The following is a 20,990-nucleotide window of genomic DNA, read 5'->3' on the forward strand; positions in this document are numbered from 1 at the left end:
CCGCAACGATCTCGGGAGTCCACGGTGAGCCTCAAACCACTCGCGCTGTTCGTCAAGCACGACGGCATGTCCTCGCGCGCCTCGATCACCTGCCAGTACAAGTGCGGAAACGCCTGCGCACACGACGTTCCCAACGATTCGACCGGTGAGTACTTCGGCGACATCGTCCGCGGCGCCGTCAGCCGCCGTGGCGTCCTGCGCGGCGGCGCGGCCGCCGTCCTCGCCGTCGGGGCCGGCACCGTCTTCGCTGACAGTGCAGCCGCAGCACCCGGTTCGCTGGACTTCGGTTCCCTCGGAACAGGTTCTCTCGGAACGGGTTCTGCGAGCGGTTCGGTCATGCCCGGCACGAATTTCGCCCCGGTCGCCCCCAACAAGCAGGACGCCGTCGTGGTACCCGCCGGCTACGAGCAGGAAGTGGTAATCCGTTGGGGTGACCCGCTGTTCGCGGACGCGCCGGCCTTCGACTTCGACAACCAGACTGCGGCCGCCGCCGAAAAGCAGTTCGGCTTCAACAACGACTTCGCCGGTCTGCTACCGATCGAGGGCCAGCCGAACAGCTACCTGCTGGTGGTCAACCACGAATACTCCACCGAGCCTTTCATGTTCCGCGGCTACAACAAGGCAAACCCCACCGCCGAGCAGGTGCGCATCGGTTGGGCCAATCACGGACTTTCCGTCGTCGAGGTGCAAGGAGAGCCCGGATCGGGCCGTCTCACACCGAAATTCGGACGATACAACCGCCGCATCACGGCGCTCACCGAGTTCGCTGTCACCGGCCCCGCCGCGGGTAGCCCACTTCTGGTCACGTCCGCCGATCCCACCGGCCGGCTCGTCAAGGGCACGCTCAACAATTGCGCCGGTGGACTGACCCCCTGGGGCACAGTGCTTTCCGGAGAGGAAAACTTCAACCAGTACTTTGCCGCAGCAGCCTGGGTCACCGATCCGACGACCGCGGCCCGGCTCGCGCGCTATGGGATCGCGGGCGACGAGTCCGAGCGTAAGTGGGAGCGTTTCGACTCCCGCTTCGACGTGGTCGCCGAACCCAACGAGGTCAACCGGTTCGGCTGGGTCGTCGAGGTCGACCCGTGGGACGCGTCGTCGACGCCGGTCAAGCACACCGCGATGGGCCGCTTCAAGCATGAGGGTGCAACCATCCACGTCACCGCGGACGGTACCGTCGTTGCGTACAGCGGCGACGACGAGCGCTTCGACTACATGTACAAGTTCGTCTCGTCGCGCAAGATCCAGCCGGGCAACAGCCGGGCCGCGATGCGGCACAACATGACCCTGCTCGACGCGGGAACACTGTACGTCGCGAAGCTCACCGGCGACGCCCCCGAGGCAATCGACGGCTCCGGCACGCTGCCGCCATCCGGAGTGTTCGCAGGTACCGGTCAGTGGATTCCGCTGCTGCGCACCGGCGAGGACGGCCGTGGCGAGTCCCTCGTCGACGGCATGAGCGCCGACGAGGTCGCCGTCTTCACCCGTCTCGCGGGAGACAAGGTGGGTGCGACCAAGATGGACCGGCCCGAGGACTTCGAGCCCAATCCGAAGACGGGCAAGGTCTACGTTGCGCTGACCAACAACACCAAGCGAGGAGAGCCGGCCAAGGCACCCGCCGACACCGCGAACCCGCGCAACAACAACAAGAACGGCCAGGTCCTCGAGATCGACGACCAGCACGCGGGCACATCGTTCACATGGAACCTGCTACTGGTGTGCGGCGACCCTGCCACCGCTGACACCTACTTCGGTGGCTTCGACAAGTCGCAGGTCAGCCCCATCTCGTGCCCGGACAACCTCGCCTTCGACCCGCACGGCAACCTGTGGATCTCCACTGACGGCAACGCATTGAAGTCGAACGACGGCCTGTTCTCGGTGGTACTCGACGGCGACCGCCGCGGCGAGACCAAGCAGTTCCTGACCGTCCCGATCGGTGCCGAGACGTGCGGCCCGATCATCGACGAGAAGCGTGTCGTGGTGTGCGTGCAGCATCCCGGTGAGACCGACGGCGCGAGCATCGACGCCCCGTCGTCGCACTGGCCCGACGGCGGCACCACACAGCCCCGGCCGTCCGTCGTGGCCGTGTGGAAGTCCGGTGGGGGTCGGATCGGCTCCTGAGACTCGACCCGCAGCGGTCAGCTACCGAAGAAGTTGCGGGCGTACACGTTGATGTCGCCCAACGAGCCGCTGTAGACGTTGAGATCGACGTTGCCGTTGATGCCCGGAAGCCGGCCGCTGTCGGTGTACTGCCAGAACGCCCAGTTCTGCCAGCCACCCGGCAGCGGCCCCGGCGCGTTACGGCCGTTGTAATCGGCGATCCACAGCGGGTACCGGGTGAACTCGTTGGTGTTCGCCATCGCGGTCCGCCAGAAGTTGGGGTACGTGTAGATGATCGGCGTGCGTCCGGTGATCGCCTGAACCGCGTTGAGGTAGCGGTGCGTCCAATCGATCAGTTGCGGCGCGGCCAACCCGCCGGTGCTCTCGAGGTCGAGAACGGGAGGCATGCCGCCGATCTGGTTGACCGCGAGCGCCGTAGCGGCAAAGAAGGCCGCCTGCGCCTCGGGGGAGGTCGAGGGATCAGCGTAGTGATACGCGCCGCGCGCCACGCCGGCGATGCGCATCGAGATCGAGTCCTGAGCAAAGTACGGGTTGGTGTAGAACAGGCCCTCGGTGGCCTTGACCATCGCGAACTCCTGACCCGCACCCCGCACCTGGAACCAGTCGATCGGTGCGCCGTTGCCATGTTGCCAGGACGACACGTCGGGTCCCTGCGGATTCGCGATGGCGGCCGCCGGGGCAGCGAGCGTCACGGCACCGGCGAGCAGGAGCGGAGCGATGCGGGCAAGTGACCAACCTGATTTCCTCGGCATCGGCCGAGCGTAAATGACTCGCCTTCCGCGCGCGTGACTTTCGCGGCCGAGGTCAGCCCAGCCAGCGGCCGAGGTCAGCCCAGCCAGTCGAGCACCGCGGCCGCGGTCCACGACTGTTGCATGCTGCCCAGCGGTTCGCCCGTGAACGGCTCGTAGTACTCGGCGAAAGTGCCATCCGCGGCCTGACGCAACCCCTCCGCTCGCAGCAGCAGCGACCTTTCCGCCCAGCCGCGCCGCGCGAATGCCCACGAGAACAGCCACGTCATCACCGGCCACACCGGGCCTCGCCAGTACTCGCGCGACCGGAAGTCGCGCGATACCGGGGAAGTCGACGGCGGCAGCGCGTACCTCAGATCCGGGTGGCTGCAGTACCTCGGACCCTCGAACGTGTGCAGCAGCGTGCGCTCGGCCTGCCGATCGAGCCCGCCGCACAGCAACGGTGCGAACGTGGCCAGCGTCTCGGTGCTGATCCACCGGCCGGACCGCAGATCGAAGTCCCGGGCCGCACCGGTCCGCTCGTCCGTCGTTGCCACGACGCCCCTGCGGAAGTGATCGGCCCAGTAGTACAGCTCGCGCACATCCGAATTGGGGCGGGAGTGCTCCTCGCCGATCACCGCGAGCACATCGCATGCCATGGAAAAGATTGCGCTGACGAACACGTCCTCCACCGCGAAGCTCATCTTCGCGGGCAGTACGTCGTCGTCGTACCGGGCGCTCTTCATCTCCTCCAGCAGCCACAGGTACCGGTCGTACTCGCCGTTGGTCGGGCGCTGCGAGGCGTCGGTGACCACGGTGACGTCCTCGCGTCGATACGGCGGCACTGAACCGGCAATCACGTTGTCGTACGCCGCATCCCAGCGTGGCGAATTGTCCATACCGGACTCCCAGCCGTGGTACAGCATGATCCGGCCGTTCTGGTCGCGATCCCGGGCGTGGGCGAGCCAGCGGTGCCAGCGCATCAGGTCCGGCCAGCGCCGGTCCAAGAACTCCTCCGCGACCGCTCGGGTGCTGCGGCCGTGCCGACGGGCGTGATCGAGGATCCGCTGCACTGCGATCGCGTGCACCGGCGGCTGGGTGATGCCCGAGGTGTCGACACCGGCCGGTGCGTGTGCCGCCAGCTGCCGGCATGCCCACCGCGCCGGACCGGGGAAGTAGCCGTCTACCCCGTTGGCGAACACGATGTGCGGGATCATTCCGTTGCTCCACTGCGCCGACAGCAGCGTGTCGAGTTCGGTCACCGCACGTTCGACGGACAGCGGCGCCAGACCCACCGCCACGAACGCAGCATCCCAGCTCCACATGTGCGGGTACAGCCGGGGCGCGGCGGTGGTCATGGAACCCAGGTCATTGCCACGCAGGAGGTAAGCGGCACGCGCGGCGAGCTGCGTGGGCGTGAATCCGGGGTCGATCATCGTTTCATTCTGCGACTCTCCTGCCGATCGCGCGCGTCCAGGCGAGCAACCGACCCGCCGGCCCACCGGTTCTCCAAGTCCGCTATCTGCACGAGATGCGCAATGGTGCCATGCTGAAGGAGTACCCGAAGTTCTCGATGGCTCGGAGAAATGCGATGAGCCCAAATGACAACATGACATCAGTTCGGCGGCACAGACACGGCCGGGTGGTCGCAGCGTTCGCCGGCGCGGCGGTGCTGGGCGCGGGGGCAATCGGCGTTCTCGCCACGGCCGAGACCACGCTCCAGACGTCCTCGCAGGCGCCATCGTCGTCTACCACCGACACAGGGTTGCAGCAGACGAATTCGTTCGGCTACATACCCCAACACGAGACAGCGCCGCCGACCAACGGCGGACCAGGCGCGCCGGAGCCCTTCGGCGGCGGACCGTTCGGCGACGGGCCGTTCGGCAACCCGGCCCCTCCGCTACCCAACGGCGGACCCCAACTTCCCGCAGCGGCGCCCGTCGAGCCGACGCTCACGACGCCCGCCGGATAGTCATCGGTCTACCCTCGGAAGCATGCCCTACCCGAACCCGACAGCCCTGATCACGGGTGGCAGCCGCGGTCTCGGCGCCGCGATCGCCCGCGAGCTCGCCCCCACCCACCACCTGATCCTCGGGGGCCGCAGCGCCGAGTCTCTCGAACCGATCGCGGGAGAGCTGGGCGCGGCGCCGTGGCCCGTCGACCTCACCGACCATGTCGCGGTGGCGGACGCCGTCGCCGATATCGATTTCCTCGACGTGCTGGTGCACAACGCGGGCGTCGCGGAACTGGGCACGGTCGCGGAGACACCCGCCGAAGTGTGGCGGCAGACGTTGGAGGCCAACGTCATAGCGGTAGCCGAGCTCACCCGGCTGCTGCTTCCTGCGCTGCGCGCCGCGAACGGGCATGTCGTTCTGATCAATTCCGGAGCGGGACTGCGCGCCAATGCCGGCTGGGGAGCGTACGCGGCCAGCAAGTTCGCCCTGCGAGCCTTCGGGGATGCGCTGCGGCTCGAAGAACCCACGCTGCGGGTGACGTCGATCCACCCCGGACGGATCGACACCGACATGCAGCGGGCGATCGTCGCGGCCGAGGGCGGCGAGTACGACGCCGGCAAATTCCTCAGCCCGACGACCGTGGCGAGTGCGGTCCGGTGCGCCGTCGAGACGCCGCGGGACGGGCACCCCACCGAGATCGTCCTGCGTCCGATGCCGCACTAGCTTCGGCACCGTCGCCGCAACGCGGACCTCGGAACTGACCCGGATCACTGAACCCATTCTTGTGGAACGACTTTGAGCGCGAAAGCGAATCGGCTCGCGCCCCACATCGCTCGGCCCCGGCCGTTCGGACACTTCTGACAAACCACCGAAGCGACACGAGGCGGGACGCAGCGGTGCTAGCGTCCCGCGCATGCCAATCCAGCATGGGGGATTCTGGGGCCGGGCATTCGTCGCCGCAGTCACGGCGACCGTCCTGGCCGGAGGCGGTGCCGCAGGCACAGCTGTCGCACAGTCGAGCGGCAGCAGTCTGCCGAACACCAGCATCGGCGGGGTGGGGTCCACCGGTAGCGCTGCTGGACAAGGGTTCATCGGCCCCGGATCGTTGACCGACGGTACGGGCTCGGACGGAACCGCCTCGAACGGAACGACGCCGATCACCGGCTCTTGGGGGACTGCCTCGTACGCCAGGTCGGCATTCGGTTCGTGGATGCCGGGCGTCGTCGGCTCGGTAGTTCCGGAACCGGACCTGGCTCCACCGCCCCTCGAGACCCTGCGCGCACAGATGCTGCCGTCGCCGCTGGGCGAACCCTTCTTCGACGAGTATCCACCCGGCCTGCCGGGGATGGCCAACGGCCAAGTCATCGAGACCCGCTACGTGACACCGGTCGCCCAGCAGTTCTTGCGCGGGCCGGTGCGCGAGGTACGGCAGTTCAAAGTGAAGAGCACCGATGCGACCGGCGCACCGTCGTTTGCGACCGCGACGCTCGTGGTCCCCGCAACGCCTTGGGCCGGACCCGGAGCCCGGCCGGTGCTGGTCAACAACGTGCCGATCAATGGGCTCGGGCGCGCTTGCACCCCCTCCTACACCCTTGCCAACGGGGTCAATCCGTCGATGAACTTCATCGAATTGCTCCGGCCCGTCACGGCCAAAGCCGAGGAACGCGGCTACGCCGTACTGATACCGGACCACGAGGGCCCCCGGATGGCGTATGCGGAACCGTTCGTCGCCGGGCACTCGATACTCGACACCATCCGAGGCATGCGCAACCTGTACCCGGCGGAATTCGGCAACAGCAAGCTCGCGATGATGGGCTACTCCGGCGGGTCGATTGCCGCTAGCGGCGCGGTCAAGCTGATCGATTCGTACGCTCCCGAACTTGCCGACGACATCGTGGGCGCGGCGTTCGGCGGAGTGCCTGCCGATTTCGAGATGCTCGGACGCACCATGAACGGCAACCTCGCCGGCGGACTCTTCCTCGCGGCAGTATTCGGGATTTCACGGGAGCGGCCTGAAATCCTTCCCCTGATCAACAGTCTCGGGCAGCAACTGGCAGTCTCTCCGGTCAAGGATCAGTGTGTGGGCACACTCGCTTTCGCCGGGATCCCCGGCATACCGGCCGAGGCGCTGGCGAATGTCCCTCGCGCCCTGAACTCTCCTGTTGCACAAGATATTTACCAGAAGATGAAGATGGCGGACCGCAAATCCGGCACGCCGCTGTACATCTACAACGGCGGGCAGGAGTTCTGGATCCCCGCGCTGGGCGCTCGCAACCTGTTCGAGGAGCAGTGTGGATACGGCGTCCGTGCCGTGTACCGGCAGGTGCCCGGTGAGCACCTGCTCGGCGAGGCCCTCGGGAACTCCGGGGCGTTCGACTGGATCGACGCCCGCCTTCGCGGGGAACCCGCACCGTCCGAGTGCTGAGGCGGCTGCGCCGCCTGTGCGCGGTTCGGGTGGCTCCAGCCACCGAAAACGCGCACAGGCGCGTAGCGCCTACTTGACGATGTTGACCATCTTGCCGGGGACGACGATCACCTTGCGGGGATCCTCGCCGTTCATCAGTGCCACGATCTTCTCGTCCGCGAGGGCGATCTTCTCGATGTCCTCACGTGCGGCGTCGGCGGCGACGCTGATGCGGCTGCGGACCTTGCCGTTGACCTGGATCGGGTACTCGACGGTGTCCAGGGCCAGCCACTTCTCGTCGGCGGTCGGGAACGGACCGTGCGCCAGGGACTCGGTGTGTCCGAGCCGCGACCACAGCTCCTCGGCGAGGTGCGGGGCCACCGGGCCCATCATCAGCACGAGCGGCTCCACCGCAGCCCGCGGGGCACCTGCCGGGTACTCCTTGGTGAGGTGGTTGGTGTACTCGATCAGCTTGGCCACCGCGGTGTTGTCGCGCAGCGCCGCGTAGTCCTCGCCGACGCCCGCGATCGCCTTGTTGAGGGCACGCAACGTGTCCTCCGACGCCTCGGCATCGGTGACGCGCAGGTCACCGGTCTCCTCGTCGACGACGACGCGCCACGCCCGCTGCAGGAAGCGGTGCGCACCGATGACGTCCTTGGTCGCCCACGGCCGCGACGTGTCCAGCGGACCCATCGACATCTCGTAGACGCGCAGGGTATCGGCGCCGTACTCGTCACAGATCTGGTCCGGCGCAACGGAGTTCTTGAGGCTCTTGCCCATCTTTCCGTATTCGCGCTTGACCTCGGCACCCTGGTAAAAGAACTTGCCGTCCTCCTCGGTCACCTCGTCCGCGGGCACGTATACACCGCGCGCATCGGTGTAGGCATACGCCTGGATATAGCCCTGGTTGTACAGGCGGCGGTACGGCTCGCTGGAGCTGACGTAGCCCAGGTCGAACAGCACCTTGTGCCAGAAGCGCGAGTACAGCAGGTGCAGCACCGCGTGCTCGACACCGCCGACGTACAGGTCGACGCCGCCGGGATCGTTCGGACCGTGGATGTCCGGACGCGGACCGGTCCAGTAGGCCTCGTTCTCGGGAGCAACGAACTGCTCGGTGTTGGTGGGATCGATGTAGCGCAGCTGGTACCACGAGCTGCCGGCCCACTGCGGCATCACGTTGGTGTCGCGGCGGTAGACCTGCAACCCGTCACCGAGATCCAGCTCGACGTTGACCCAGTCGGACGCCTTCGCGAGCGGGGGAGAGGGTTCGGAGCTGGCGTCGTTCGGATCGAAGGACACCGGAGCGTAGTCCTCCACCTCCGGAAGTTCCACCGGCAGAGCAGATTCGGGCAGCGGATGCGCGACGCCGTCGGCGCCGTACACGATCGGGAACGGCTCGCCCCAGTAACGCTGCCGCGCGAACAGCCAGTCGCGCAGCTTGTACTGGATGGTGCCCTTGCCGACGCCCTCCGCCTCGAGCCGCTCGATGACGGCCTTCTTGGCGTCTGCGACGTTCAGGCCGTTGAGGTAGTCGCTGTTCACCAGCGGACCGTCACCGGTGTACGCGGCCTCGGTGACGTCGCCACCGGAGATGACCTCGACAATGTCCAGGCCGAACGCGGTCGCGAACTCCCAGTCCCGGTGGTCGTGTCCCGGAACCGCCATGATGGCGCCGGTGCCGTACCCGGTGAGCACATAGTCGGCGGTGAACACCGGAACCTTGTTCCCGTTCACCGGGTTGACCGCGTAGGAGCCGAGGAAGACGCCGGTCTTCTCCTTGTTCTCCTGGCGCTCGAGGTCGGTCTTGGCGGCAATCGCCTTGCGGTACGCGGCCACGGCCTCGGCCGGGGTGGCCGCGCCACCGGTCCAGCGCGGGTCGACACCCTCCGGCCACTCCGCGTCGACCAACTGGTCGACCAACTCGTGCTCGGGGGCCAGCGTCACGTATGTGGCGCCGAACAGCGTGTCCGGGCGGGTGGTGAACACCTCGATGTCGTGGCCGTTGGAATCGAACTTCACCTGAGCGCCGTGCGAGCGCCCGATCCAGTTGCGCTGCATGGACTTGACCTTCTCCGGCCAGTCCAGGTACTCGAGGTCGTCGACCAGGCGGTCGGAGTACGCGGTGATGCGCATCATCCACTGCTGCAGGTGCTTACGGAACACCGGGAAGTTGCCGCGCTCGCTGCGGCCATCCGAGGTGACCTCCTCGTTGGCCAGCACGGTGCCCAGACCGGGGCACCAGTTGACCATCGAATCCGAGTGGTACACCAGGCGATACGAGTCCAGTACCGTAGCGCGTTCGACAACGTCCAGCGACGCCCAGTCGCGGCCGTCCTCGAGAGTGCGCTCGCCCGAAGCGAACTCCGCCTCGAGCTCGGAGATGCGGCGCGCCTTGCCCTGAGCCGTGTCGTACCACGCGTTGTAGATCTGCAGGAAGATCCACTGCGTCCAGTGGTAGAAGTCGACGTCCGTCGTCGCGACGGAGCGCCGCTCATCGTGGCCGAGACCCAGGCGGCGCAGCTGACGCTGCATGTTCGCGATGTTGGCCTCGGTGGTGGTACGCGGATGCGTGCCCGTCTGCACCGCGTACTGCTCGGCCGGCAAACCGAACGCGTCGTACCCGAGGGTGTGCAGGACGTTGTGGCCCTGCATGCGGTGATAGCGCGCGAAGACGTCGGTGGCGATGTAGCCGAGCGGGTGGCCTACGTGCAGACCTGCACCCGACGGATAAGGGAACATGTCCTGCACGAACAGCTTGTCGGCGGGCACTGCGGCCGCGGCGCCCGTCGCTCCGCTCGGCGCAGGCGCCAGCGGACCTACCGGATTGGGGGCGTTGAACGTCCCGCGCTCGCTCCACAGGTCCTGCCAGCGCTGCTCGATCCGCCCGGCAAGCTCCGCGGTGTAGCGGTGCTGCGGCGTCGAGTCGTCCGGGGCGGGGGCGTTCTGCACTGGCTCGGTCACTGTGGTCGCTATCTACTTGGATGACGGGAATTCCGTCAACCAGGGTAAAGCGTCGGCGAACCCCGACGACAGCCAGTTGCACCCAGGAACACCTGCCAGTCCAGCCGTCCGTATCGTAGAGGCGTGGTCATCGTTGCGCTCGTGCTGTTCGTCGCCGCTGTCGCCCTCGCTGGACTGGGCATCGCTGCAGTAGCTGGACGCCTGCCGCGCAACCGGTGGGCCGGAGTGCGCACCCCTCAATCCCTACGCGACGACGAGACATTTGCGCTGGCCAACAAGGTCGCGGCCCCCAGCATGCTCGGCGGCGCCGGCGTGCTGGCCATCGGTGGTGTCGCCACCCTGATCCTGCCCACCGTGGCCGGGGTCATCGCGGCGATCGTCGTGGTTGTCGCCGCCCTGTTCACCGTCGCGGCCGGAGGCACGCTCGGCTCCAAGGTTGCGGGCGCGGTGCCCGACACGAGCGGTTGCGGCACGTCCTGCGGTGCCTGCAGCCTCAAGGGCGCGTGCGAACCGGCCTGACTGGTTGAATCCCCGGTGTGACCTCACCCATACCGGGCGCTTTCCCACAGCCCGCCCCGCGCATGATCGACCCGGCCGGTGTCCTCTTCGGGATCATCGTCCCCGGGCTCGTCGCGATCGGCGGTGTAGTGCTGACGCACCTGCTCGGGCCGCGGCTACCCGCCGAGATAGCCACTCACTGGTCCGGTAACTCCCCGGACGGCTTAACCACCCCTTCTGCCAGCGCGTCGGCGTTTGCGCTCGTCACGGTCCTCGTCGGCGGCGGCAGCTGCGCGATCGCATCCCTCGCTCAGGCCCAGCTGATGATGCGCCGGGTGATGCTCGTGGTCGGGCTCACGGTCGTGGGACTGATGTCGGCACTGCAGGTGACGATGCTGATCAGCCAGCTCGACCTGGAGTCGGTAGCGGATGTACGACTACCGATGGAATCCCTGGCCCTCGGCGTTGTGCTGGGCGCGATCGTCGGCATGCTCGGGGCCGCGTCGCTGCAGGACTTCCGGATCCGTACCGCCGCCAGCGAACCGCCCCCTGCCGATCTGCCCCGGTGCCCCGTCGAGGCACCGATCGTCGACCAGGTGGGGGTGAGCGCGGGCGGAACGGCAGTCCTGGCGCTGATCGTCGCGGCGCCGGCAGTGGGCGTGTGTCTGTGGGCAGACAAGTGGTGGCCGCTGGCGGTATTCCTGCCCACCGCCGCGCTGCTCCTGGCGCTCCTGCGGTTCCGGGTCGTCGTGGACGACGCCGGGATCCGGGTCCAGAACATGGGAATGACGGTGCTCGACTACGGCGTCGAGGAGGTCGTCGGCGCCCGCGTGGAAGTCGTGCGCCCCTTCGACGATTTCGGCGGCTGGGGACTGCGAACGAAGAGCCGCGGCAACTACGGCGTCGTCACCCGGACGGGACCGGCGCTGGTCCTGACGACGGCGTGCGGCCAGCGTCTGACCGTCACCAGCCCGCGGGCCGAGGAGATGGCCGGCACCCTCAATACCCTCGCCGACGCTCGGCTCCGGCACGCCTGAACAGTCCACGCTCGAACAGTCACGGCGCGCCCACTTCGAGGTGCCCGGATCTCAGAACGCAGACGCCCGGATGGCCTCCATCAATGCCGCCTCGGGTTTGTTGGGCGTACTGGCCCTGGTGAGCAGCACGAACTCGACGTAACCAGGGTCCGGCAGGCCCAGCCGCTCGCCGACCGGTCGCAGCTCGGACGGCAACAGCGCGTTGGCGTGCACTATGACACCGAGGCCCGCGACGACCGCCGCCCGCAGTCCCGCCCGGCTGTTCACCAGGCATGTGATGCGGCTGGGTAGACGGGCCCTCTCGAGTGCCCCCAGCGCACACACCCTGGTGATGCTGGGCGGGGGATAGGCCACCAAGGGCACCGGCAACGCGGGATCCCACTCCGACTCGGCCGTCCCACCCCACACCAGCCGGTCCCGCCAGACCAGGTCGCCGTGCGTCTCCCCGGCCCGACGCATCACGAAGGCGAGGTCCAGGTCACCGGCCCGCAGCTGCGCATGCACCGTCCGGCTCAGCCCCACCGTCAGCTGCAGGTCCACCAGGGGGTGGCTGCGCCGGAACTCCCGCAGGATCTGCGGCAGCCCCTTGGCGATGAGGTCCTCCGCGGCCCCGAATCGCAGCCGCCCGGTCAGCGTCGACCCGGCGAAGTAGCGACTGGCCTGTTCCTGCGCGTCGAGGATCGATCGGGCGAACCCGACCATCGCGGTGCCGTCGGCGGTCAGTTCCACCGTGTGAGTGTCGCGGCTGAGTAGCTCGCGCCCGGCTGCACGCTCGAGCCGGGCGATGTGCCCGCTCACCGTCGACTGGCGCAGACCTAGCCGACGGGCGGCCGCAGTGAACCCGCCTTCCTGCTCGACCGCGAGGAACGTCTTGAGCAATACCGGATCGAACATGCTCTCTGAATATCACGAAACGTGATCACAGTTAACGCGTCGAACGACTTTCGTGATCAAAGTCAGGCGATATACCGTTAACCGGTGAAGTTTCTGAGCAGGTTCTACATCGACGGATTCATCCTGTCGATCATCACCGTGGCGATCCTGGGGAGCCTTTTCCCCGCCTCCGGAACTGCCCAGACGGTCCTCGACTGGACGACCAAAATCGCGATCGGCGTGCTGTTCCTGCTGTTCGGCGCCCGGCTGTCCCCCGCGGAAGCGTTCCAGGGGCTCAAGCACTGGAGGCTGCACTCCATCGTGTTCGCGGCAACGTTCGTGCTGTTCCCACTCATCGGCCTGGCTCTACGGATCCTGGTGCCCACCGTCATCACCGACGAGATTTACACCGGCATCCTGTACCTGTGCCTGGTCCCCTCGACGGTGCAGTCGTCGATCGCGTTCACCTCGATCGCGAGGGGCAACGTCGCCGGCGCCATCGTCAGCGCATCGCTGTCCAACCTGCTCGGCGTGTTCGTCACCCCACTGCTGGTAATCCTGCTGATGAACACCCCCGGCGAGGCCACGGTCAACTTCTCGTCGGTGATCAACATCGTGCTGCAACTGCTGCTGCCGTTCATGATCGGTCAACTGATCCGGCCGCTGGTGATCGACTGGCTGACGAAGTACGCCGAGCCGACCAAGCTCGTCGACCGCAGCTCGATCCTGCTGGTGGTCTTCTCCGCGTTCAGCGAATCCATGAACGAGCACATCTGGAGCACCGTCACCGTTGTCGAGATCGCCGTGGTGGTCGCGGTGTGCTGCGGCATCCTCGCAGCCGTCCTCGGTATCACCGCGTTCGCAGGAAAGCGGCTCGGATTCTCGCTGCCGGACCAGATCGTCATCATCTTCTGCGGTTCCAAGAAGAGCCTCGCCACCGGGCTACCGATGGCATCGGTCCTGTTCGCCGGCCAGCCGGTGGGCCTGATCGTGCTCCCGCTGATGATCTTCCATCAGATCCAGCTCATCGTGTGTGCGGCACTCGCGCAGCGGTACGCGAAACGTATTGACCCGGAATCCGTCACGAGCTGACCGAACCTCTCGCTTCGCACGCGAAGCGGCTCGCCTTCCGGTTCAATGGTGACGATCCGCTCGCCGATCCGGCCGAGTGCGTGCGATCGAAAGCTACGGAGGCGAACGTGAGCAAGCACCACCATCATTCCCGCGATGTGATCTCTCCCGCCTACACCGGACGCCTGGCCACCAACCCCATTCCCGCGCTGCGCCTGCCCAGTCATGAGATGGATCCGCAAGCCGCCTATCGGTTCATCCACGACGAGCTCATGCTCGACGGCAGTTCGCGGCTGAATCTCGCGACGTTCGTGACGACGTGGATGGATCCCGAGGCGGGCACGCTGATGGCGGAAACGTTCGACAAGAACCTCATCGACAAGGACGAGTACCCCGCCACCTCCGCGATCGAACAGCGCTGCGTGAACATGGTCGCGGCGTTGTTCAACGCACCCGGGCTCTCCGACACCGACCCGGCGTCGGCGACCGGCGTCTCGACGATCGGCTCGAGCGAGGCGGTGATGCTCGCCGGGCTCGCGCTCAAATGGCGCTGGCGCAAGGCCCGCGAGCGCGCGGGTTTCGACGCGACCAAGCCGAGACTGGTCATGGGAAGCAACGTTCAGGTGGTGTGGGAGAAGTTCTGCCGCTACTTCGATGTGGAACCGGTGTACCTGCCGATGGAGCCGGGCCGTTACGTGATCACGCCCGAACAGGTAGCGGCGGCGGTGGACGAGAACACCATTGGCGTCGTTGCGATCCTCGGCACCACCTACACCGGTGAGCTCGAACCGGTCGAGGAGATCGCGGAGGCTCTGGACCGGATCGCGGCCAGCGGCGGCCCCGACGTCCCGCTGCACGTGGACGCCGCCAGCGGCGGCTTCGTGGTGCCGTTTCTCGACCCGGATCTCTTGTGGGACTTCCGCATTCCACGTGTGGTGTCGATCAATGTGAGCGGCCACAAATACGGCCTGACCTACCCCGGTATCGGGTTCGTGGTCTGGCGCGACAGTGAGCAACTACCCGAGGAACTGGTGTTCCGGGTCAACTACCTCGGCGGCGACATGCCCACCTTCACCCTCAACTTCTCGCGGCCCGGCAACCAGATCGTGGGCCAGTACTACAACTTCCTGCGCCTCGGGCACGCCGGCTACCGCAACATCATGAAGTCGCTGCGTAGCACCGCAATGTGGTTGAGCGGCAGGCTCACCGAGGAAGGTGACTTCCGGGTGATCAGTGATGGCTCGGCCATCCCGGTGCTCGCGTTCGAACTCGTCGGCCAGCCCGGATTCACGGTCTTCGACGTATCGCACGAGCTGCGGGCCCGGGGCTGGCAGGTGCCGGCCTACACGATGCCCGACAGCGCCAGCGCCGTCGCGGTGCTGCGGATCGTGGTCCGGGAGGGTTTCAGCGCAGACCTCGCCCGCCTGCTGTTCGACGACATCCTCGAGGTGTGCAACTACCTGCGCCGGGACGATGTCGCAATCAGCTCTCAGGCCCAGCACTTCGCACACTAGACACGCAGCTCCTGCACGCCGGCGGGCATCGTCAATCTCGTCGACCATGCCGCTGCTGTCAGGAGGGCACAGCCCGATCGATCGAAGGTCCGGCCGACGTTGTTGTCGAATCTGTCCAACCGTATGAGAGGTCTATCTGCGATCTGTCAGGCCCTGGTGCAATGTTCGGCCCAACGGGGCGGCAATCATTCGCGCTGACCTTCGTAACGGTTTTCGATGCTTTTGGACCGTCCGGACAGGAGTGCGAGGTGACAGTGGCAGGTCCCCGATAATCGGTCCATCCGGTTCTGGAGCCAGGTTGTGACTGGCACCGATCTCAGTCGATCGCACGGGCCACCGGGTGGTGCTCGTGGCTGCATCGGTCAGCTGACTCGACGGGGGCCAGGTGTAGCTGAGCGCGCGCCCTCACCAGAGATGCGGAGGCCGCGCCCACCTGGCAGGTGGGCGCGGCCTCTGCATGTGGCTTTACGAATTCATCGGGTAGAGCACGTCCACGCCCACGCCCAGGACTCGAACCGCCAACGGCGAGACCCCGTCCCAGACGTTGACGGGCACCGAAGCCTCCGCCCCCGCGGGCAGTGCCACCGGGCCGTTGGTCTTGACCACCCGATCCCCGACGGCGTCCGTCCGCTTGACGCCCATCAGCAACGAGCCGGACTCGGCGCCGCCGACAAGGCCGTAGACGAGGTCACCGTTCGCGTCGCGCTCGACCGACAGAGTGCTGCCCGGCTGCAGCCGCAAGCCCCGCGACTTCGTCGACACCGACCAGTCCGCCTGCTCCGCCGCGAACAACGTCTCCGGCTCGAGCACGGTGGACCCGGTCAGGCTGAGCTTGCGCTGGCTCTGATCGACGCTCACCGTGGCCGAGTCGCCGGGCCGCAACGCGATGCTGTCCATCTCGTTGAACCAGCCCTCCCCGTAGAGCGAGATGTCGAAGTCGGCGGTCGCGCCGGCGGTCGCGCCCACCAAATTGATCTCGAATGCCGTGGCCGCGGGAACGCTCAACAGCGCAGCCCTCGTGTTGTTGAGGAGCGGCCGGACCTCGAGGCCGGGGACATCGCCGCCGCCCGGCCGCTGGACCTCGAAGTCCGAGTCGACCACCGTGCCATCCGCGTTCGTGGAGTTGTCCTTGACCAGCACCAGGACCGACGCATCACCGTCGACACAGGTGGGGCATTCCTGAACCTGCGTCGACGGCTTCAACTCGGCCAGGTCCATCCGATTCTCCGGCGAACCGACGAACAGGTACGCGGGCGTGCTCGGGTTCAGCATGGCAGTGTAGTACCACGTATTGGCACCGGGGTCCGTGACCACCATTTTCTCGACCCCGGGGAAATTGTTGTCGTAGACCACGATCCCCGTCTTGCCCTTGCCGAGATCGCGCAGCGCGATCGGCGTGAGCGCATGCCCTCCGGGCTCTCCATAGACCCCCAGCACGTAGTCATCGCCCCGGGCCCACGCCGCCCGAAGTTTGCCGAGCGTCTCCGACACCGAGTTCTTCGTCGTGCCATCGGTAGTCGGAGAGGAGAACTGCGTGACGGCGTACCTCGAGATCAGCCCGTCGAGCCGGTCCGTCGGGTCATTCTCGAAGACGGTGGTGCCGGGCCCCAGATAGTCACCCTTGACGACGACACCGGTGGCGAACAGCCCCGACGCCGTGGCGAAGCCGTAGCAATGGCCGCCGGACAGGAAATCATCGAGATCGGCCTGCAGCGCCTGACCGGTCGCGGTGAGGGCGCATTCCCCGTTGACGACGCGCGCGCAGATCTCGTCTCCGTACAGCGTCTGCATGGACTGCGGCGTCAGCCCCCGGGGGTGCTCCGGGGTGGGATCGCTCCAGTTCTCGAACTTGAATCCGTCGCGGCCGACCTGGAACCCGTTGGTCGCGATGAGCGTCCCCGAGGTCGGATCCAACTCCTCGTATGTCTGGTTCTCATCGGGGGCAAGTGAGCCCCAGAACCCGGATGAGCCCAAGGAACCGCTCAGGGAACCCGAATCGAAGGATCCGCTGCCCAGCGAACCCGTCAGCGGGGCCGCCCCCGCGGTCATCGGGAATGCCAAGAAAATAGATGCAACAAATGCCGATAAGAAGCGCCTGTGCACTATTCCTCCTTGTCTGTCATCATTGAATTACCTGGGAATGTCCAGAGACTTACGAATTGGAGAAATTGGCGGCGGGCTGAGCAGGCCACCGAGAAGTGCCGGTGACTGCATCGGGCAGCGTACTCGACCGGGGTCAGGTAACCCAGGCCCGAGTGACGGTGCGGCGTGTTGTGCTCGCGCTTGAAGTCACCGATGACGACACGTCGAGCAGGTTCGTCCAGTGGTTGCGGTTCAGGCACTCCCGTCACAGACGATTGTCGAATGACTCGGTGTGGCCGTCGTTCCACGGTCTGCCCGGAGGGATGTACGACAACCCCACCCGTCCGGAGCAGAACGATTGCAGTGCTTGGGAAATGAACTCAGGTCCGTTGTCCATCCGCAGCACCACCTGAGGACCACCCGCCGCCGCGAAACAGTCTTCCAGCTCACGGGCGAGCCGCTCGCGGTGATGACCACTCGACGATGTTCAACAGCGACTCCCGGGTGGGGGTACCGCCCTGCACGAAGTGCTTACCAGGCCCGCCGGAACCCGTGGCACGGATTGTCCTTCGCATACGTTCGCAGCCATTTCCGTAGGCCGGCGTCCGGATCATCCGGGGTGTACGCGAGCGGGACCCGACGGTAAGTGGAACGAGCAAGCCTCAGAGCGACGAGTGTCCCATATATGGCAGTTCCCGCACCGTCCACGCCACCCTCGGGCACTCCCGGCACTTGCTGTGGGTCCGCCCAATTACCTGCTGCAGGCGGTCCTCTCGTCGTTCTATCAGTCGTCGGAGCGTCCCGGCGCCACCCGGTCGGGACGTCGAATCGACACCGTGAGTTCGGGTTTGTCGTCGGCGGGTGCATTCGGGCCGGACAGCCGATCCCAGATCACGTCGACCATGGGCTGCAGGAAGAGTTGTCCGAGCTGTCGCACCATGATCTCGATGACCTGCGTGGACTCCGGCCGGTGCGTGGAAGCGAGACCGGACTCCCGCGCTTTGACGATCTCGCTGCGGCTGAGATCGGTGAGCCGGGCGAAAAGTCGACCGTTGTCACTCGCCGGATCCAGCATCGCTCGTCGTACGTAATTCACCACCGCCGGATGGGTCTCGAACATGTGTCGTACGGACCGGTCGCGGGCGGCCGCGATGTGCGCCGGGCTCCCTTCGTCCGGAGCCTGCGCGATTGCCTGCGCGTGGTAGTCGACGATGAGTTGGTCGACCGCGTTCCGCAGGCCCTCCTTTGTCTTGAAGTGATGCTGCACGAGCCCGACGGTGACACCTGCCGCCGCCGCGACGGCACGCATGGAGACCCGATCTGCCCCCTGCTCCGCAAACAGCTCGAGTGCCGCGTTCCGGATCCGCGCCTTCGCGGTCAGATCCTCGTCACTCACGCGTAGATCGTCCATGGACATCCCCTCCTATCAGCGGAAATCATACAAGTCGCTCGCAGCCCTTTACATATGCATAGTTGGCGGTACATTTGTATAGCGACGGAGGGAGTTATCCATGTCACAGTCCGAACCTCTCGCGGGCGTGCGTGTCGTCACGCTCGCCATCAACCTGCCCGGTCCACTCGCCGTGGCACGGCTGTGCGCTTTGGGCGCCTCGGTGGTGAAGGTCGAGCCGCCGGCCGGAGATCCACTGCGGTTCGCGACACCGCAGTGGTACGACGAGCTCGCGAAGGGTCAGCGGATCGTGGCACTCGACCTCAAGGACCCGGCCGACCGGGCACAGTTCGACGCCGAGCTTGCCGACGCCCACCTGCTGGTCACCTCGATGCGCCCATCGGCGCTGCGCAATCTCGGGCTTGCCGAACTCGCGAAGACACATCCGCACCTGTCGCACGTGGAAATCGTCGGACACGACGGGCCACAGGCAGAACTGCCCGGCCACGACCTGACGTATCAGGCTGCTCACGGAACACTCGTGCCACCGACCATGCCGACTGTGCCGATCGTCGACTTCCTCGGAGCCGAGAGAGCCGTCTCTGCTGCGTTGCTCGGACTGATGACGTCCACGAATTCCGCTACGGGAAGCCATCATCGGGTCGTGCTCGAGGACGCAGCCGAGCACGCGGGTGCCGCAGTCCGGTACGGGTTGATGGGCGCAGACGCTCCACTCAGCGGTGCCAACCCGGCGTACGGCATCTACGCCACGGCCGACGGTCACGTTGCCCTGGCGGCCATAGAGCCGCATTTCTGGACCCGGACTCGTGCGGCGTTGGGGGTGAACGGTACCCACGAGGAGATCGCGAACGTCCTGGCCACACGTACGACGAACGAGTGGGAGGAAATCGCCCAACGCATGGACATTCCTCTGGCCGGAATCCGTGAATCTCCTCGAGCAGAGACGAATTGACAGAGGCGCAACATCCCCGTCGCGATCCGATCCGCGGGCAGCCATGAGGGCAGGAAAGCGGTCCGCATGAAGCGCACAACCGAGTTCACCGGAAGGTAGAGACCATGCCCCAACTCTTTCCCGATTACCACTCCCCGTGGGAGACCGAGGACCAGTCGGCGCTACGCAAGCACGCGGCCGAGTTCCTCCGCAAGGAAGCCACCCCGAACCAGGAGCGCTGGGCGGCCCAGCACGAGGTCGACCGGGACTTCTGGAACCGGGCCGGCGCAGCGGGCCTGCTGTGCCTGGACATACCGGAGCAGTACGGCGGCGGTGGCGGCAATTTCGGCCACGAGGCGATCGTGCAACAGGAGATCGCTCTCGCCCACGACACCGCTTTCGGGTACGCGGTCCACTCGACGATCGTCGCGCACTACATCGCTGCCTACGCCACCGAGGAACAGAAGCGGCGGTGGCTACCGAAGACCACAACCGGCGAGAGTGTTCTGGCGATCGCAATGACCGAGCCGGGGACCGGATCCGACCTGCAGTCGGTTCGTACCACCGCGGTCCGTGAGGGCAACGAGTACGTGATCAACGGATCGAAGACGTTCATCTCGAACGCCTCACACTGCGATCTGCTGGTGATCGTCGCGAAGACGGACACATCCGCAGGCGCACGGGGAATCTCGCTGTTCGTCGCGGAAACCGCACAACTCGCGGGATTCGAGCGCGGTCGAGTGCTGCACAAGATCGGACAGCACGGGCAGGACACCCGGGAACTGTCGTTCACTGATATGCGGGTCCCGGCGGAGAACCTGCTGGGCGGTATCGAGGGGCAGGGCTTCTTCCAGCTGATGAACCAGCTGCATCGCGAGCGCCTGATCATCGGCGTCGGCGGCGTAGCCATGGCGGAGGCGGCCGTACTCGAGGCCATCCAGTACGCCAAGCAGCGACAGGCGTTCGGACGGCCCATTCTCGACTTCCAGAACACGAAATTCGTTCTTGCCGAATGCAAGACCGAAGTTTTGGCGGGAAAGACGCTGATGGACTATTGCATTCAGCGGCAGATCGAGGGAACCCTCGACGCGGCCACGGCGTCGATGGCGAAGCTGTGGGGGACGGAGAAGCAGGTCGAGATCATCGACCGTTGCCTCCAGGTCTTCGGTGGGTACGGCTACATGATGGAGTACCCGATCGCGCAGATGTACGCCGCCGCCCGAGTACAGAAAATCTACGGTGGCACAAGCGAAATCATGAAGGAACTCATCAGCCGCTCGCTGTAATCCGTCCAGCCTGAACCCATCCCGCTCGACCTCGAAGGACACCACATGGATACATCGGGTTCTCCCGTCGACGTCTCCGAGAAGACGCGCGTTCCGACAGCGGCGTGTGCAGGCGATC

General features: G+C 66.3%; 16 protein-coding genes. 10 read left to right on the forward strand and 6 right to left on the reverse strand.

The features are described from left to right. Window positions 1-24 precede the first annotated feature (24 nt). The gene (locus ERC79_RS11205) at window positions 25-2,121 is read left to right on the forward strand and encodes a PhoX family phosphatase (protein WP_131578172.1); all 2,097 of its coding nucleotides are present in this window, start codon (window positions 25-27) and stop codon (window positions 2,119-2,121) included. Between the two features lie 17 nt (window positions 2,122-2,138). Here the strand turns inward: ERC79_RS11205 and ERC79_RS11210 are convergent, their stop codons facing one another. Together ERC79_RS11210 and ERC79_RS11215 are read right to left on the reverse strand one after the other, a co-directional pair. Next, entirely contained in the window at window positions 2,139-2,873 is a 735-nt protein-coding gene (locus ERC79_RS11210; protein ID WP_131578174.1) for a glycoside hydrolase family 25 protein, read from the reverse strand. 74 nt (window positions 2,874-2,947) lie between these two features. Continuing rightward, window positions 2,948-4,285: a glycogen debranching protein gene (locus ERC79_RS11215; RefSeq protein WP_131578176.1), complete on the reverse strand. Its 1,338-nt coding sequence runs from the start codon at window positions 4,283-4,285 to the stop codon at window positions 2,948-2,950. A 173-nt stretch (window positions 4,286-4,458) separates the two neighbouring features. Here ERC79_RS11215 and ERC79_RS11220 point away from each other — a divergent pair, with 173 nt between their 5' ends. The 3 genes from ERC79_RS11220 to ERC79_RS11230 all read left to right on the forward strand — a co-directional run bounded on the left by ERC79_RS11220 (window position 4,459) and on the right by ERC79_RS11230 (window position 7,229). Then, window positions 4,459-4,821, forward strand: a complete 363-nt coding sequence (locus tag ERC79_RS11220) for a hypothetical protein (protein WP_242676526.1) — start codon at window positions 4,459-4,461, stop codon at window positions 4,819-4,821. Between the two features lie 22 nt (window positions 4,822-4,843). Then, window positions 4,844-5,527, forward strand: coding sequence for an SDR family oxidoreductase (locus tag ERC79_RS11225; RefSeq protein ID WP_131578178.1), 684 nt, complete (start codon window positions 4,844-4,846; stop codon window positions 5,525-5,527). A 190-nt stretch (window positions 5,528-5,717) separates the two neighbouring features. Next, window positions 5,718-7,229, forward strand: coding sequence for a lipase family protein (locus ERC79_RS11230; RefSeq protein WP_131578180.1), 1,512 nt, complete (start codon window positions 5,718-5,720; stop codon window positions 7,227-7,229). Window positions 7,230-7,298: 69 nt separating this feature from the next. On the opposite strand, the gene leuS is transcribed toward ERC79_RS11230, so the two are convergent. Then, complete coding sequence (gene leuS, locus ERC79_RS11235) at window positions 7,299-10,169, reverse strand: leucine--tRNA ligase (RefSeq protein ID WP_131578183.1); 2,871 nt, start codon at window positions 10,167-10,169, stop codon at window positions 7,299-7,301. A gap of 123 nt (window positions 10,170-10,292) precedes the next feature. On the opposite strand from leuS, the gene ERC79_RS11240 reads away from it, so the two are divergent. Both ERC79_RS11240 and ERC79_RS11245 read left to right on the forward strand, forming a co-directional pair. Then, window positions 10,293-10,688 (forward strand): SdpI family protein, encoded by a 396-nt coding sequence (locus tag ERC79_RS11240; protein ID WP_131578185.1) that lies wholly within the window; start codon window positions 10,293-10,295, stop codon window positions 10,686-10,688. Between the two features lie 62 nt (window positions 10,689-10,750). Then, entirely contained in the window at window positions 10,751-11,704 is a 954-nt protein-coding gene (locus tag ERC79_RS11245) for a DUF1648 domain-containing protein (RefSeq protein ID WP_131581021.1), read from the forward strand. Window positions 11,705-11,755: 51 nt separating this feature from the next. Here the strand turns inward: ERC79_RS11245 and ERC79_RS11250 are convergent, their stop codons facing one another. Further along, on the reverse strand, window positions 11,756-12,598 hold the full coding sequence (locus ERC79_RS11250; protein ID WP_131578187.1) for a LysR substrate-binding domain-containing protein: 843 nt from the start codon (window positions 12,596-12,598) through the stop codon (window positions 11,756-11,758). Between the two features lie 84 nt (window positions 12,599-12,682). Between ERC79_RS11250 and ERC79_RS11255 the strand changes: the two genes are divergently transcribed. Together ERC79_RS11255 and ERC79_RS11260 are read left to right on the forward strand one after the other, a co-directional pair. Then, window positions 12,683-13,669: a bile acid:sodium symporter family protein gene (locus ERC79_RS11255; RefSeq protein ID WP_131578189.1), complete on the forward strand. Its 987-nt coding sequence runs from the start codon at window positions 12,683-12,685 to the stop codon at window positions 13,667-13,669. A 107-nt stretch (window positions 13,670-13,776) separates the two neighbouring features. Beyond that, window positions 13,777-15,162: a glutamate decarboxylase gene (locus tag ERC79_RS11260; RefSeq protein WP_131578192.1), complete on the forward strand. Its 1,386-nt coding sequence runs from the start codon at window positions 13,777-13,779 to the stop codon at window positions 15,160-15,162. Window positions 15,163-15,627: 465 nt separating this feature from the next. On the opposite strand, the gene ERC79_RS11265 is transcribed toward ERC79_RS11260, so the two are convergent. Then, the gene (locus ERC79_RS11265) at window positions 15,628-17,223 is read right to left on the reverse strand and encodes a hypothetical protein (protein ID WP_242676527.1); all 1,596 of its coding nucleotides are present in this window, start codon (window positions 17,221-17,223) and stop codon (window positions 15,628-15,630) included. Window positions 17,224-18,028: 805 nt separating this feature from the next. Further along, window positions 18,029-18,661, reverse strand: coding sequence for a TetR/AcrR family transcriptional regulator (locus ERC79_RS11275; RefSeq protein ID WP_131578196.1), 633 nt, complete (start codon window positions 18,659-18,661; stop codon window positions 18,029-18,031). A gap of 94 nt (window positions 18,662-18,755) precedes the next feature. Here ERC79_RS11275 and ERC79_RS11280 point away from each other — a divergent pair, with 94 nt between their 5' ends. After that, on the forward strand, window positions 18,756-19,607 hold the full coding sequence (locus ERC79_RS11280) for a CoA transferase (protein ID WP_131578198.1): 852 nt from the start codon (window positions 18,756-18,758) through the stop codon (window positions 19,605-19,607). Between the two features lie 104 nt (window positions 19,608-19,711). Then, window positions 19,712-20,872 (forward strand): acyl-CoA dehydrogenase family protein, encoded by a 1,161-nt coding sequence (locus tag ERC79_RS11285; protein ID WP_131578200.1) that lies wholly within the window; start codon window positions 19,712-19,714, stop codon window positions 20,870-20,872. The last annotated feature ends 118 nt before the right edge of the window (window positions 20,873-20,990 follow it).

It is taken from the genome of Rhodococcus sp. ABRD24, from assembly GCF_004328705.1.
Classification (GTDB): Bacteria; Actinomycetota; Actinomycetes; order Mycobacteriales; family Mycobacteriaceae; genus Prescottella.

Bases quoted from the DNA above. Each gene is read 5' to 3' on its own strand.
- ERC79_RS11210 (WP_131578174.1), bottom strand. From the start codon at position 2,873: ATGCCGAGGAAATCAGGTTGGTCACTTGCCCGCATCGCTCCGCTCCTG.
- ERC79_RS11215 (WP_131578176.1), bottom strand. From the start codon at position 4,285: ATGATCGACCCCGGATTCACGCCCACGCAGCTCGCCGCGCGTGCCGCT.
- ERC79_RS11220 (WP_242676526.1), top strand. From the start codon at position 4,459: ATGACATCAGTTCGGCGGCACAGACACGGCCGGGTGGTCGCAGCGTTC.
- ERC79_RS11225 (WP_131578178.1), top strand. From the start codon at position 4,844: ATGCCCTACCCGAACCCGACAGCCCTGATCACGGGTGGCAGCCGCGGT.
- ERC79_RS11230 (WP_131578180.1), top strand. From the start codon at position 5,718: ATGCCAATCCAGCATGGGGGATTCTGGGGCCGGGCATTCGTCGCCGCA.
- ERC79_RS11245 (WP_131581021.1), top strand. From the start codon at position 10,751: ATGATCGACCCGGCCGGTGTCCTCTTCGGGATCATCGTCCCCGGGCTC.
- ERC79_RS11250 (WP_131578187.1), bottom strand. From the start codon at position 12,598: ATGTTCGATCCGGTATTGCTCAAGACGTTCCTCGCGGTCGAGCAGGAA.
- ERC79_RS11275 (WP_131578196.1), bottom strand. From the start codon at position 18,661: ATGTCCATGGACGATCTACGCGTGAGTGACGAGGATCTGACCGCGAAG.
- ERC79_RS11280 (WP_131578198.1), top strand. From the start codon at position 18,756: ATGTCACAGTCCGAACCTCTCGCGGGCGTGCGTGTCGTCACGCTCGCC.
- ERC79_RS11285 (WP_131578200.1), top strand. From the start codon at position 19,712: ATGCCCCAACTCTTTCCCGATTACCACTCCCCGTGGGAGACCGAGGAC.